The sequence below is a fragment of the Verrucosispora sp. FIM060022 genome, assembly GCF_003977705.1.
Lineage (GTDB): Bacteria > Actinomycetota > Actinomycetes > Mycobacteriales > Micromonosporaceae > Micromonospora > Micromonospora gifhornensis.
Map to the genome: position 1 here is coordinate 17,845 of NZ_RQIV01000009.1, position 12,318 is coordinate 30,162.

The 12,318-nt window shown below is 71.6% G+C and carries 13 protein-coding genes and 3 tRNA genes; 5 read left to right on the forward strand and 11 right to left on the reverse strand.

What is annotated here, in order from left to right:
• Positions 1–6: 6 nt before the first annotated feature.
• A complete protein-coding gene (locus EG812_RS21955; protein ID WP_126712632.1) occupies positions 7–786 on the forward strand; it encodes a class I SAM-dependent methyltransferase in 780 nt (259 codons plus the stop codon).
• A 69-nt stretch (positions 787–855) separates the two neighbouring features.
• Here the strand turns inward: EG812_RS21955 and EG812_RS21960 are convergent, their stop codons facing one another.
• Complete coding sequence (locus EG812_RS21960; protein ID WP_013730883.1) at positions 856–1,146, reverse strand: hypothetical protein; 291 nt, start codon at positions 1,144–1,146, stop codon at positions 856–858.
• A 194-nt stretch (positions 1,147–1,340) separates the two neighbouring features.
• On the opposite strand from EG812_RS21960, the gene EG812_RS21965 reads away from it, so the two are divergent.
• Both EG812_RS21965 and EG812_RS21970 read left to right on the forward strand, forming a co-directional pair.
• On the forward strand, positions 1,341–2,264 hold the full coding sequence (locus tag EG812_RS21965) for a 3-hydroxyacyl-CoA dehydrogenase family protein (protein WP_013730884.1): 924 nt from the start codon (positions 1,341–1,343) through the stop codon (positions 2,262–2,264).
• Positions 2,261–3,001 (forward strand): enoyl-CoA hydratase/isomerase family protein, encoded by a 741-nt coding sequence (locus tag EG812_RS21970; protein WP_126712633.1) that lies wholly within the window; start codon positions 2,261–2,263, stop codon positions 2,999–3,001. Before EG812_RS21965 ends, EG812_RS21970 begins: the two co-directional genes overlap by 4 nt.
• Positions 3,002–3,055: 54 nt before the next feature.
• On the opposite strand, the gene EG812_RS21975 is transcribed toward EG812_RS21970, so the two are convergent.
• A complete protein-coding gene (locus EG812_RS21975) occupies positions 3,056–4,399 on the reverse strand; it encodes an ABC transporter substrate-binding protein (RefSeq protein ID WP_126712634.1) in 1,344 nt (447 codons plus the stop codon).
• Between the two features lie 153 nt (positions 4,400–4,552).
• On the opposite strand from EG812_RS21975, the gene EG812_RS21980 reads away from it, so the two are divergent.
• The gene (locus EG812_RS21980) at positions 4,553–4,942 is read left to right on the forward strand and encodes a hypothetical protein (protein ID WP_013730887.1); all 390 of its coding nucleotides are present in this window, start codon (positions 4,553–4,555) and stop codon (positions 4,940–4,942) included.
• A gap of 28 nt (positions 4,943–4,970) precedes the next feature.
• Here EG812_RS21980 and EG812_RS21985 read toward each other — a convergent pair whose 3' ends face one another.
• The 9 genes from EG812_RS21985 to EG812_RS22025 all read right to left on the reverse strand — a co-directional run bounded on the left by EG812_RS21985 (position 4,971) and on the right by EG812_RS22025 (position 11,285).
• Positions 4,971–5,474: an SRPBCC family protein gene (locus tag EG812_RS21985; protein ID WP_013730888.1), complete on the reverse strand. Its 504-nt coding sequence runs from the start codon at positions 5,472–5,474 to the stop codon at positions 4,971–4,973.
• Positions 5,475–5,647: 173 nt separating this feature from the next.
• A tRNA-Phe gene (locus EG812_RS21990) sits at positions 5,648–5,721 on the reverse strand.
• Between the two features lie 101 nt (positions 5,722–5,822).
• A tRNA-Asp gene (locus EG812_RS21995) sits at positions 5,823–5,896 on the reverse strand.
• A gap of 33 nt (positions 5,897–5,929) precedes the next feature.
• A tRNA-Glu gene (locus EG812_RS22000) sits at positions 5,930–6,002 on the reverse strand.
• 154 nt (positions 6,003–6,156) lie between these two features.
• Positions 6,157–6,936, reverse strand: a complete 780-nt coding sequence (locus EG812_RS22005) for a polysaccharide deacetylase family protein (protein WP_126712635.1) — start codon at positions 6,934–6,936, stop codon at positions 6,157–6,159.
• Between the two features lie 115 nt (positions 6,937–7,051).
• Entirely contained in the window at positions 7,052–8,002 is a 951-nt protein-coding gene (locus tag EG812_RS22010; RefSeq protein WP_013730890.1) for a MerR family transcriptional regulator, read from the reverse strand.
• The gene (gene idi, locus EG812_RS22015; RefSeq protein ID WP_013730891.1) at positions 7,992–8,582 is read right to left on the reverse strand and encodes an isopentenyl-diphosphate Delta-isomerase; all 591 of its coding nucleotides are present in this window, start codon (positions 8,580–8,582) and stop codon (positions 7,992–7,994) included. The genes EG812_RS22010 and idi overlap by 11 nt, the downstream gene beginning before the upstream one ends.
• Positions 8,583–8,628: 46 nt before the next feature.
• Positions 8,629–10,131, reverse strand: a complete 1,503-nt coding sequence (gene crtI, locus EG812_RS22020) for a phytoene desaturase family protein (RefSeq protein ID WP_013730892.1) — start codon at positions 10,129–10,131, stop codon at positions 8,629–8,631.
• Positions 10,131–11,285: a polyprenyl synthetase family protein gene (locus EG812_RS22025; RefSeq protein ID WP_043719270.1), complete on the reverse strand. Its 1,155-nt coding sequence runs from the start codon at positions 11,283–11,285 to the stop codon at positions 10,131–10,133. The genes crtI and EG812_RS22025 overlap by 1 nt, the downstream gene beginning before the upstream one ends.
• Positions 11,286–11,348: 63 nt before the next feature.
• On the opposite strand from EG812_RS22025, the gene EG812_RS22030 reads away from it, so the two are divergent.
• Positions 11,349–12,260 (forward strand): phytoene/squalene synthase family protein, encoded by a 912-nt coding sequence (locus EG812_RS22030; protein ID WP_126712636.1) that lies wholly within the window; start codon positions 11,349–11,351, stop codon positions 12,258–12,260.
• Positions 12,261–12,318 lie beyond the last annotated feature (58 nt).

Sequence of the window (12,318 nt, forward strand, 5' to 3'; positions counted from 1 at the left end):
GCAGGTGTGACGGGAGAACCACGAATCGGTGACGTCTTCGGGGAACTGCTGCGCGACACGCTGGCGGTGGCCACCGGGATCGGTCCCCGACCGCTGGCCGGCGGGCGCGTACCCCGCCCGGTCATCGAGATCATCGAACGCGACGACGGGCTGATCAACGGGGCACCGGCCGCGCAGTACCTCGACGGGCCGCAGGAGTGGCAACCGCACGACCACCGCGCCGTGGACCGGGTACGCGGCGCCACCCTGGACGTCGGCGTCGGCGCCGGGCGGATCGCGCTGCTGCTGCAGGAGCGCGGCGTACCGGTCACCGGGCTGGACGTCTCACCGGGCGCGCTCGCGGTGTGCCGCCGTCGGGGCGTACGGGAACTGGTGCACGGCACCGTGGACGAGCACGCGGCGAGTGGGCGGCGCTACGACACGTTTCTGCTGCTCGGCAACAACCTGGGGCTGCTGGAGGGGCGAGAACGGGCACCCGCCTTCCTCGCCGCGCTGGCCGCGATGGCCAACCCCGGTGCGCAGGTCATCGCCCATGGCACCGATCCGTACGGCACCCGCGACCCAGTGCACACCGGCTACCACGAACAGAACCGGCGTCGAGGCCGACTCGGCGGGCAGCTACGGCTGCGGTTGCGGTACCGCGAGTTGGCCACCACCTGGTTCGACTACCTGGTCTGCTCCCCGGACGAGCTGGCCGACCTGGTCCGGGGCACCGCCTGGCGACTGACCGACATCGACGATCGCGACGCTCCGTACTATCTCGCTACGTTGCGGCTGCCCGGCTGACCGGGCGCGAACGTTAAGAGGGGCCCCTTGCTATACCGGAGGCGTTAACAGGGGGCCCTTCCTTACAACTCAGACCTGGACGGTGGGGGGAAGTTGCTCCGGGGGGAGGCCACCGTCGCCGTCGACGACCTCGTCGGGCTGACCGTCCTCGTCGATGTCGACCATCGTGACGTCCACCTTGCCGTCGCCGTCGGTGTCGAACTGGAACAGGTCGGCCTTGCCGTCGCCGTCGGTGTCGACCACCCAGACGTCCGTACGGCCGTCGTTGTTGGTGTCGGCGCGCAGCAACTCGACACGCTCGTCGCCGCGCGTCTCGACCGTCTCCTGGGCCTCCGTACCGGTCTCCGGTGCCTGGCTCATCAGTTCGTCCCTTCCCTTGGTTGTCAGCGGTTCCTACCCGATCTCGCCCGCCCCCACGCACGCGACGATGATCGTGCTGCATAGGGTCGCACCATGACTGAGCGGAGGGTACGGACCGGCTCCGGCGTGGCGGCGATCCCGCGCGCCAACGGCCACGCGGGAGCCGAGGGCCGTCACGGAGCGGTGGTGGATCGATGACACAGCGATTCGTCGTGGTCGGTGCCGGCACGATGGGCCTGGGCATCGCGTACGTGGCAGCCGGCGCGGGTTATGCGGTGGAGTTGGTCGAGCTCGACCGGGCCCGCGGTGAGGCGGCCGTCGAACGGCTCGCCCAACTCTGGGAACGGGCCGTACAGCGCGGCAAGCTGACCGCTGAGCAGGCCGCCGCCAACCGCGCCTCGGTCACCCTGCGGGCCGGGCTCGGCGAGGTCGCCCCGGAACCGGCGGTGATCGTCGAGGCGGTACCGGAGCGGCTGGAGCTGAAGCGGGCCGTGCTGGCCGAGGCGGAGCGACTGGAGCCCGCCCTGCTGGGCAGCAACACCTCAAGCATCGCGATTGCCGAGCTGGCCGGGGAACTGGCCCGGCCCGAGCGCTTCTGCGGGCTGCACTTCTTCAACCCGGTCTGGGCGATGGCGCTGCTGGAGATCGTGGTCGGCCCGGCCACCGCCGCGGAGACCACCGAGGCGGCCCGCGCGCTCGCCGACCGGCTGGGCAAGGACCCCGTCGTCGTACGCGACATGCCGGGTTTCGCCACCTCCCGACTCGGGGTCACCCTCGGGCTGGAAGCCATCCGGATGGTCGCCGACGGGGTGGCCAGCCCGGCCGACATCGACAAGGCGATGGCGCTCGGCTACCGGCACCCGATCGGCCCGCTGGAACTGACCGACCTGGTGGGCCTGGACGTGCGCCTCGACATCGCCCGTACCCTCCAGGCCGCGTACGGCGACCGGTTCGCGCCGCCGCCGCTGCTGGTGGAGATGGTCGCGGCGGGCCGCCTGGGGAAGAAGTCGGGCCAGGGTTTCTACCAGTGGGTCGACGGGGTCCGCTCGGGCGGCACCGAGTCGGCCGCCCCGACCACCGACCCGGCCTCCGACGCCGCGCCGGGAGCGACACGGTGAGCGCCGGGCTGCGGGTCGAGGAGCTTCCCGACCGGCTGGTGGTCACCCTCGACCGGCCGGAGAAGCGCAACGCCATCGACGCCGACCTCATCGCGGCGCTGCACGAGGTCTGCGCCGAACTGGAGGCCCGTCCCCGGATGCTGCTGCTGACCGGCGGCACCGACGGGATCTTCGCGGGCGGCGCGGACATCGCCCAACTGCGCGAGCGCGGCCGGCTGGACGCTCTCGCCGCGATCAACTCGGCGGCCTTCGCCCGGATCCGGGCGCTACCGATGCCGACCGTCGCCGCCGTCGACGGCCCGGCGCTCGGCGGTGGCGCCGAGCTGGCGTACGGCTGCGATCTTCGGGTGTGCACCGAGCGGGCGGTGTTCGGCCAGCCGGAGGTGCGGTTGGGCATTCTGGCCGGTGCCGGCGCGACCCACCGCCTGCCGGCGCTTGTCGGTGAGACCCGGGCCAAGGAACTGCTGTTCACCGGGCGGCGGGTGGACGCTGCGGAGGCGCTGCGCATCGGCCTGGTCAACCGGGTGGTGGCGACCCCGGACGAACTGCTGCCGGCGGCGCACGCGCTCATCGACGAGATGGCCAAGGGCTCGGCGCTGGCGCTGCGGCTGACCAAACTCGCCGTCGACGCCCCGGCCGCCGCACACCCGCAGCTGGACCTGGTCAGCCAGGCGGTGCTCTTCGAGGACGAGGAGAAGCGGCGCCGGATGACCGAATTCCTCGACCGGCGACGCTGAGACAACCGGAAACGGCCGCACCGACGGGTGTCGGTGCGGCCGTCGCGGGTGCGCTCAGCTGTTGGCCAGCGCCGCCAGCGGTACGTCGGCGTCCGCCAGGGCCCGGACCACGGCGGCGGACTCACCGAACCCGATGATCAGGACGGCGTCGGCACCGAAGTCCTTGATCTCCTTGGCGCCGGCGCTGAAGTCGATCGGCGCGGCGTTGGCGTCCTCGCCGGGCTGGTAGCCGAGCAGCTTCACCTTGTCGCCGCCGAACCCGGCCCGTTCCAACTCGGCCCGGACGATGCCCTGCAGACCCTCACCGTAGGAGTCCTTACGGGCCACGATCGCGATCTTCTGCGGGCCGTCCCGGAGGATCACGTCGGCCAGCGCCCGACCCTGGAGCCCGTCCGGCGGTGCGGTGCGGAAGTAGAGGCCGCGGTCGTCGACCTCGGTCAGGTTCGCCGCGGTGTTCGACGGCGAGAACAGGATCCGTCCCGCCTTCACCACGTCCTCCAGCACGGCGGCGGAGATCCCGGAACCACCGGCACCGATGATCACGTGGACGCCGCCGTCGACGTGCCGGGCGACGGTCGCCTTGGCGATCGCCGGGTTGGTGCCGTCGTCACCGTCGACCCAGACCACCTCCTCGCCGAGCACCCCACCGGCCGCGTTGATCTCCTTGATGGCCAGCGCCGCGCCGGCGGCCAGCGGCGGGTAGGCGATCGCGAGGTCACCGGTCTTGGGCAACAGTCCGCCGATGACGAGCGGCCCGTCGGGGGACGAGGAGGCGTTACCGCGCGGCGGTCGCTTGTTGCTGGCCGCGGACTCGTCACCGGCACCGACGAACTCGGTCTTGGCGTCGTTGAGCTGCTGCCCGTCGAAGTGCAGGGTGGCGTAGCTGGCGGTCGCCGGCTCACCGACATCGGTGAACCCGGCCCGGGTGATCGAGACGCTGCGGTACTCGATGTCCTTGCCCTCGCGGATCAGGCGCAGGCACTGGGCCACCGTCCCGCAGCGGGTGCCGGTGTTGGTGACCCCGACGATCTGCTTGGCGATGGCCGTCGGATCGGTGGTGCCCGCGACCTCAGCGGCCAACGCGCTGATCACCACCGCGTCGTATGACTCGGCGGCGTAGAGGAAGCCGTCCAACTTCGGATCGACGGACAGTAGCCGCTTCTTGAAGTCCTCGGGCAGCGGTGTGAGCGGGGTGGTGCCCTTCATGCCATCGACCAGGTTGGCTCGATCGCCCAGCTCCTCCGCGTACGAGTTGGACATGTTGCCGTCGGTGCCGTAGAGGCGCACCTGGTGGGCGGTCGCCTCTTCGGGCTGGTCATCCCCGCAAGCGCTGGTGGCGAGCAGGAGCGTGGCGCAGACCGCCATGACGGCGCTCCGCGTACCGCGTGACATGTGCATTGTCGTCCTTCCTCCGCGAAGGTCCGCTGCGCAGACTAACGTGCCGACCCGGACGACGGGACCGTGGAGGGTCGTCTATCCGCAGGTCGCCTAGCTTATGCACGGAGAGTGACGATCGCGGTCTCCTTGACCGGCACGCCTACTGTGCGGTGCGTGACCGACTCGCCACAGCAGACGTTTGCCGACGCCACCGCGATCCTCAGCTCGGCGCTCGACGGAGACTCCGACGCCGTGGTGGGGACCTTCGACGCGGTCGTCGACCGGGACGGCCTCACCGGTGCGTACGACGTGGCGTGGTGCCTGGCCGCGACCATGGTCGGTGATCCGGTGCCCCCGGGCGCCTGCGCGCTCGACTTCCCCGGCATCGACCAGGCCGAGTACGACGCCCGCTGGGTGGCGCGCTTCGTCAGCGCGTACGCCAACTCCGACCTGGAGACGGCCCGGGCGCTGTTCGGTGCGGCGGCGGCCGACGGCCTGCTGCCCGAATGCCTGCTCACCCTCGCCGGCTCGACCATCGCCACTCTGCGGCACCGCTCCACCTGAACGCTCCCACGGCCGGGCTGGCCCGGCCTCACGCCGGCTCGGCGACCGCGGTCGCGGCGAACCGGGAGAGCAGCTCGTGCCACCCGGCGGTGAGCGCCTGCCGATAGCCTTCGGCTGCCTCGCCGTGCCTGTCGAAATGCCGGTGTGAGACCTCGACCAGGGTGCCGACGGCCGCAGGTGTGAAAATCACCTCGACCTCGCTGGCCCGCGCCGGGTCCGGCACCGGTGCCCGATCCGGGCCAATCTGCCAGGTGAACACCAGCCGACGCGGCGGATCCCAGATCAGCACCCGACCCCAGTCGTTGCGGAAGCCGTAGGGGCCGATCTCATAGAGCATCCCGCCGGCCCGAGGCTCCATGCCCAACTCGGCGAGCACGTCCGGGCCGGACCAGGTGTACTCCGTCACCCACCAGTCGGTGAGCCTGGTGGTGAAAGTCTCGTACGCGGCTTCCACGGGCGCGGGGACCAGCGCCGTGGTCCGCAGCGCGAACCGCTCGTGCTCCTGTCGGATGTCGGGCGGCCGGTCTCCCATACGCCCGGACCATACCGGCTGCTGTCCGACTGCGCAGCTTGCTCAGGGCCCGGGTCGCAGCGCCGACGGCGAGCACCGACAGGTGCCCGAGGGCTGCGAAGTGAGGGCATACAGCAAGATCCCCACCTACGTTTCCGCTGGTGGGGACCTCTGTAGCCCGGCGAAAGGCTATGTGGCCAGGGGCGGGGTCGAACCGCCGACCTTCCGATTTTCAGTCGGACGCTCGTACCAACTGAGCTACCTGGCCCTGCTGCTCGGGCCATGTTACCCGGCGGGATCGCCGCCGACTGGGTCACCTGTCCCGATACGCAGAACGCCGCGCGTGGTGCGCGCGGCGGTCAGCGCTTGCGGTCCTGACGGGACTTGAACCCGCGACCTCCGCCTTGACAGGGCGGCGAGCACTCCAACTGCTCCACAGGACCTTGCTGGTGTTGCCTCCGGCCGAAGCCGGACCGTGCCCCCAACGGGATTCGAACCCGTGCTACCGCCTTGAAAGGGCGGCGTCCTGGGCCGCTAGACGATGAGGGCGGCCCCGCCATCATTGCACATTCGCAACTCTGTGCGGACTTGCTCCCATCCGGCCCCGCCGGAGGCTTGGAAAGCATACGTGATGGCTGACCGGACGACCAAACCGGTATGCCACCAGCCGCAGGCGCTCATGAAGCCGCAGGTCAGGAGGGGGTTAGCGGAGCCGGGTGATGCCGTGGTCGCGCTTGAGGGCGGCGATCACCTTCGGGCAGGCGGCGAGGGTGGCCGCCCGGTTGCCGCCCCCGTCGTGCAGCAGGACCACCGAGCCGGGCCGGGCGGCCCGCTGCACCCGCTTCTGGATCGTGGCGGCGGTCGGCCGGGCCCAGTCCTGCGGGTCGACCGTCCAGTGCAGCGAGCGCATCTCCAACTGCTTGGCCACCTTGACCACCTCGGCGGTCCACCGGCCGCCCGGCTGCCGGTAGTACGGCACCTTCGCGTCCTCAACGGCACGTCGGATCTCCCGGTTCGTCCGGGTCAGGTCGGCGCGGATCTCGGCAACCGGTCGCCGAGCCAGGTTGAGGTCGTGGTTCCAGCTGTGGTTGCAGAGCTGGTGGCCCTCCCGGGCGATCCGGCGGACCAGCTCGGGATGCTTGCGGACCTGCGTACCCACCACGCAGAAGGTGGCCTTGACCTTGGCTGCCTTCAGCAGGTCCAGCACCTTCGGTGTCCAGGCCGGGTCCGGACCGTCGTCGAAGGTGAGCGCCACCTTCTTGCCCCCGGTGGTGCGTACCAGGCCGGCCGGCAGCTTGGCCGGTAGCGGCCGCAGCTTGGGCTTCGGCGAGGCGGTTGGGCTCGGTGGGGCGGGCGGGTCCGGCAGGGCGGCCGACGGGGGTGCGTCGGCGGGTGTCGGGTTGGGCTCGGCGGAGCCCGTGCCGCAGCCGGACAGCAGGAGAGTCAGCCCGGTGAGGCAGGCGAGCAGCAGACGAGGACGCATGGGTCGCTCCCGAGAGGGGTTCGGGTACGCAAACCCCGACGCTAGTTCACCCCTTTTCGGCGGATAGCAGCGGGTAGGGGCGTCGTAGCGCGCGGCATCTTCCCGGGACGAGGGATCAGGACGCGGCGGACCGGTCCAGTGAGTCGCGTACGGCGACGGCGAGCGAGACCGCCTCGGCCAGTCCACCGGGGTGGACCACACCGGCGGGCAGACTGTCGGCCGGCCACCCCGGCCCTGCGGCAATGACCAGCAGCGGTCGGCGTGGGGCGCCGAGCAACGCGCTCAGTTGGGCCGGGTCGCCGGTGACCCGGGTGTGTGACCAGATCACCACGGCGGCCGGCCCGGTCCGGTCGATCGCGTCCAGCAGGGCGTTCACCGGCACCCGCGCACCGAGCATCCGATGGTTGACGCCCACCTCGGCGAGCGCTGCGGCGAGCGCCTCCAGCGGCAGGCTGTGCTGCTCCTCGTCGGCGCAGGAGAGCAGGATGCGGGGTGGCTGCCCGGCGGGGGCGGGACAACCTGCCACGACCGCCGCGAACGCCGCCGACACGCACCGGGAGACCAGGTGCTCCACCTCGATCAGGGCGGCGGTGGCGGCATGCCGCTCACCGATGCCGACCAGCACCGGGCGGAGCAGTCGGTCCCAGGTGTCGACCACCCCGTCGGTGGCGATCGACCGGGCGATGGTCTCGCTGATCACCTCGGCGTCCAGCCGCATCGCGGCTCGGGCCAGGCCGCGAGCCACCGGGCCGGCTCGGCGTACCGGGATGGTCGCGCCACCGCCGGCCCGCGCCGGGGTGGACCGGACCGGGCGTGGGGTGCGGGCGGACACCGGGTCCGGTGCCTGCCGGGCCCAGCGGGCCGCCTCCGCCGGGTTGACTCCCTCGGCGGTGAGCCGCCGCATGATCTCCAGCCGAGCCAGATCGGCCGGGGTGTAGCGCCGGTGGTGGCCGGGGACGTGCTGGCTCGGCCCGAGGCCGTACCGCTGGTGCCAGGTGCGCAGCGTGGTGACCGCGACACCGAGCCGTCGGGCGACCGCCCCGGCGCTCAGCGCCTCATCGGCCACCCGACCGCTCCGACGGGTCGCTGGGGGGCAGCTGGGCCGGGCTCGACGGGTGCAACAGCCGGTCCAGCACCCCGCCGAGCCACGGGGCGTACGAATCGGGATCCTCGATCAGTTGGGTGGCCAGGGTCACCGGGTCCGTCCAGCGCAGCTCGGCGACCTCCGACGGTTCCGGGTGCAGCGGCTCGTCCGACCGGAACTCGCCGCGCAGGACGTGGTCGTACTCGACCTCGATGCGCCCGGTGGCCGGGTCCTCGGCCCGGTAGATGTGCACGCCGACCTCGGTCAGCGGAACCGGCCCGACACCCAGTTCCTCGTCGAGTCGACGGTTGGCCGCCACGGACAGGGGCTCGCCCGGCTGCGGATGGCCGCAGCAGGAGTTGGCCCAGCGCAGCGGAAACCGGGTCTTGATCGCGGCGCGGCGCTGGAGCAGTACCCGACCGTCCGGTGCCACCAACAGCACGGAGAAGGCGCGGTGCAGCCGGCCTGGTGGCTGGTGGGCCGTGGCCACGGTGGTCGAGCCGACGGGCTGACCCGTCTCGTCCACCAGCTCGACCAGATGACTCTCCCGGGACGGGGACATCAGTGCATTCCTCTGTTCAGGCTCGGCTGCGTTGCGCCGCGTGGCGTCACCGGCTCGCTCCGGTGATCCGGCTCGCCGCGAGCTTGCCGGAGATGAGCACCATAGGCACTCCGACGCCGGGCTGCGTACCCGAGCCGACGAACACCACGTTGGACAGCGACCGGTGCAGGTTCGCCGGCCGGAACGGGCCGGTCTGGAACAGGCTGTGCGCGGCGGCGAACGGCGTGCCCGCCGCCATGCCCTGTTCCGCCCAGTCCGCCGGAGTGATCGCCTGGAGCACCTCGACGCCCGCGCCGAATCCGACGTAGCCGCGTTGCTCAAGGGTGAGGATCAGCTCGTCGGTGTAGTGGGCGGTGAGGTCGCCGCGCCAGTCGAACGGGGCCCGGTCGAGGTTGGGCACGGGCGCGAGCACGTAGTAGGTGTGCCGTCCGGCGGGCGCCACCGCCGGGTCCGTCCGACTCGGGTTGGTGACCAGCAGGGACGGGTCGGTCATCAGCTCGCCGCGCCGGATGACCTCGTCGAAGGTGCCCTTCCAGGCACGGCCGAAGTGGATGTTGTGGTGGGCGATCCGCCCGTACCCCTGGGTCGAGCCGACGTGCAGCACGACGCAGGACGGCGAGTAGGCCAGCCGGCGCTGGCGGGCCGGTGGGAGCAGGTCTTGGTAGGCCACCGGCAGATCGGGGTTGAGCACCACCGCATCCGCCGGAACGAACTCGCCGTCGGCGGTCACCACCCCGGTGGCGCGGCCGTTCGCGGTCTCCACCCGGGTCACCGTGGTGCCGTACCGGATGCGTACGCCGTGCTTCTCCGCGGCCCCGGCCAGCGCGCGGGAGACCGCGTGGATGCCGCCGCGCGGGAAGAAGACCCCGGCCACCGAGTCGAGGTACGCGATCACGGCGTAGATGGCCAACGCGTCATGCGGCGCCAGACCGGCGTACATCGCCTGGAAGGAGAAGATCCGCCGGGTACGGGGGTCGCGGAAGAACTGGTCGATCTTGGTCTGCAGTCGGCGGAAGGCGCCGGTGGCCATCAGCTTGAGCAGGTTGCCGGTGAGCAGATCGGTGGGCGCGTCGAAGTTGCGTTCGATGAAGTCGGCCCGCTCCAGCCGCCACAGGTTGCGCGCGAAGTCGACGAACCGCAGGTAGCCGTCGGCCTCCCGGGGGCCGCAGACCCGGGAGATCTCTGCCGCCATCCGGGCGGTGTCGGTGATCACGTCAAGCGTCGACCCGTCCGGGTAGTAGGCCCGGTAAGCCGGATCGAGGGGAACCAGGTCGAGCCAGTCGGTCAGCTCCTCGCCGACCGCGCCGAGCGCTTCGGCGATCAGGTCGGGCATGGTGAGCACGGTCGGGCCGGTGTCGAACTCGTAGCCGTCGACGCTGAGCCGCCCGGCCCGCCCACCCGGCACCGGCTCGCGTTCCAGCAGGGTCACCTGCCGTCCGCTGCCGGCCAGGTGCAGGGCACAGGCCAGACCGCCGAGGCCCGCCCCGACGACCACCACCCGGTCCGTACGCCCGGCGACCGTTCGCGCCGTTGACGATCGTGCGCCCATCATGACCTCCGGTCGGTGGCCGCGCTGGCGAGGCCGAACAGTGCGGTGCGGGCGGTCTCGTCGATCCTGACGGTGGCGAGCGCGTCCAGTGCCTGCTGGACCCGTTCGTCGATCATCCGCTCGATCCGGTCGACCGCGCCGGTGTCGAACACGATCTCGGCCAGGCGAGCCACCTCCGGCTCGCCTGGCAGCGAGCCGGTGCCGTCCAACGCCTGCCGCTGGGCCGGCGAGGCCAGCTCGCGGGCCAGCATGAGCAGCGCGGTCGGCTTGCCGGTGCGCAGGTCGTCGCCGGCCGGCTTGCCGGTGGCGGTCGGATCGCCGTACACCCCGAGCAGGTCGTCGCGGAGCTGGAAGGCTTCGCCGACGGCGAGGCCGTAGCGGGTGTACGCGTCGGTCAGCGGCGTACCGCCGTCCACACCGGCCAGGCTCGCCCCGAACAGCAACGGGCGCTGGACGGTGTAGCTGGCCGTCTTGTAACGGGCGACCCGCAGCGCCCGGTCGACCGACCAGTTCTCCGGGTCGGCCTCGCCGAGGATGTCGAGGTACTGCCCGGCGATCGTCTCCACCCGCATCCGGTCGTAGCCACGGCGTACGTCGAGCAGGCGGCTCGCCGGCAGCGCGGCCCGGGCCAGCAACTGGTCGGCCCAGACCAGGCAGAGGTCCCCGATCAGCACCGCGACCGCCTCGCCGAACCGGCCGGAGTCGCCGCAGCGCCCCGCGGCGGCATGTTGAGCGGCCATGGCCACGTGGGCGGTCGGCCGACCCCGGCGGGTCGCCGAGTGGTCCATCACGTCGTCGTGGACCAGAGCGAAGGTGTGCAGCAGTTCCAAGGTGGCCAGTGCGGGCAGCACCCGGTGCAGCGGCTCGTCGCCGCTGGCCGCGCCGCGCCAACCCCAGTAGCCGAAGGTCGGGCGGACCCGTTTGCCGCCGGCGAGGACGCAGTCGCGGGCCGTGGCGGCGAATCCGCCCATGGCTGGATCGATCGTGGCCAGTGCGTCGACTTCGGCGTCGAGGAATTCGGCGAGGGTCTGCTCGACCGCGGTGACGAGGTCCCGGGTGTACGCCGCGAGGACGGCCGGAATCGGTTCATCTCCACCGACCGGCTGTTCAGGCAACACGCGAAGGAGGTTACCCGTTAGTCGGTCGTTGGCCATGCCGCTGAGCGTACCCTAGGGTTCATGTTGCGTCGATTGGTGCGTCGATTCTGAGGAGGGCGAATGGATCTGGATCTCGCCGCCGCTTACGAACGGTGTCGTGACCTGCACAGACAGCACGGACGCACCTACTATCTCGCTACCCGCCTGCTGCCCGCATGGAAACGCCGACACGTCCATGCCCTGTATGGATTCACCCGCTACGCCGACGAGATCGTGGACCGCACCGAGGCGCTGCCGTCGGCCGAACGGGCCGCGCTGCTCGACGACTGGGGTGGACGGTTCGTGGCCGGGCTGCACGGCGAGCCGGTCGACGACCCACTGCTGCCGGCGGTGCTGCACACCATCGCCGTCTTCGACCTCGACCGGGAGGACTTCGCCTCGTTCCTCAAGAGCATGGCGATGGACCTGACCGTCACGTCCTACCGCACCTACGATCACCTGCTGGACTACATGGAGGGGTCGGCGGCCGTCATCGGCACCATGATGCTGCCGATCCTGGGCAGCTCGAACCTGCTGGCCGCCCGGGAGCCCGCCCGCCAACTGGGCTTCGCGTTCCAGCTCACCAACTTCATCCGGGACGTGGCCGAGGACCTCGACCGGGGCCGGACGTACCTGCCGGACGAGGATCTGGCCGAGTTCGGCGTGACCCGGGACGACCTGCTGGCCTGCCGGGCCGCCGGCCGGGCCACCGAGCCGGTCCGGGAGTTGATCCGGTACGAGGTCACCCGAGCTCAGGCGCACTACGCTGCCGCCGCGCCCGGCGTGGTCCTGCTGGACGCCGGCTCACAGTCCTGCATCCGTACCGCGTACCTGCTCTACGGCGGCATCCTCGACGAGGTGGCCGCGCAGGACTACGACGTGTTCGCCAAGCGGGCCACCGTGCCGCAGCGACGCCGGATGACCGTGGCGGCCCGCGCCCTGCTCGCCCCGACCGGCGCTCCGGTAGCCCTACCTGGTCCTCCGCCTCGCTGATCCAGGTGTGGGTCGACCGGCACCGGTGCCCGGGTGGGATCAGTGGGCCGGGCCGGAG

Bases quoted from the DNA above. Each gene is read 5' to 3' on its own strand.
- EG812_RS21960 (WP_013730883.1), bottom strand. From the start codon at position 1,146: ATGAGCCAGGCACCGGAGACCGGTACGGAGGCCCAGGAGACGGTCGAG.
- EG812_RS21965 (WP_013730884.1), top strand. From the start codon at position 1,341: ATGACACAGCGATTCGTCGTGGTCGGTGCCGGCACGATGGGCCTGGGC.
- EG812_RS21975 (WP_126712634.1), bottom strand. From the start codon at position 4,399: ATGCACATGTCACGCGGTACGCGGAGCGCCGTCATGGCGGTCTGCGCC.
- EG812_RS21985 (WP_013730888.1), bottom strand. From the start codon at position 5,474: ATGGGAGACCGGCCGCCCGACATCCGACAGGAGCACGAGCGGTTCGCG.
- EG812_RS22005 (WP_126712635.1), bottom strand. From the start codon at position 6,936: ATGCGTCCTCGTCTGCTGCTCGCCTGCCTCACCGGGCTGACTCTCCTG.
- idi (WP_013730891.1), bottom strand. From the start codon at position 8,582: ATGTCCCCGTCCCGGGAGAGTCATCTGGTCGAGCTGGTGGACGAGACG.
- crtI (WP_013730892.1), bottom strand. From the start codon at position 10,131: ATGGGCGCACGATCGTCAACGGCGCGAACGGTCGCCGGGCGTACGGAC.
- EG812_RS22025 (WP_043719270.1), bottom strand. From the start codon at position 11,285: ATGGCCAACGACCGACTAACGGGTAACCTCCTTCGCGTGTTGCCTGAA.
- EG812_RS22030 (WP_126712636.1), top strand. From the start codon at position 11,349: ATGGATCTGGATCTCGCCGCCGCTTACGAACGGTGTCGTGACCTGCAC.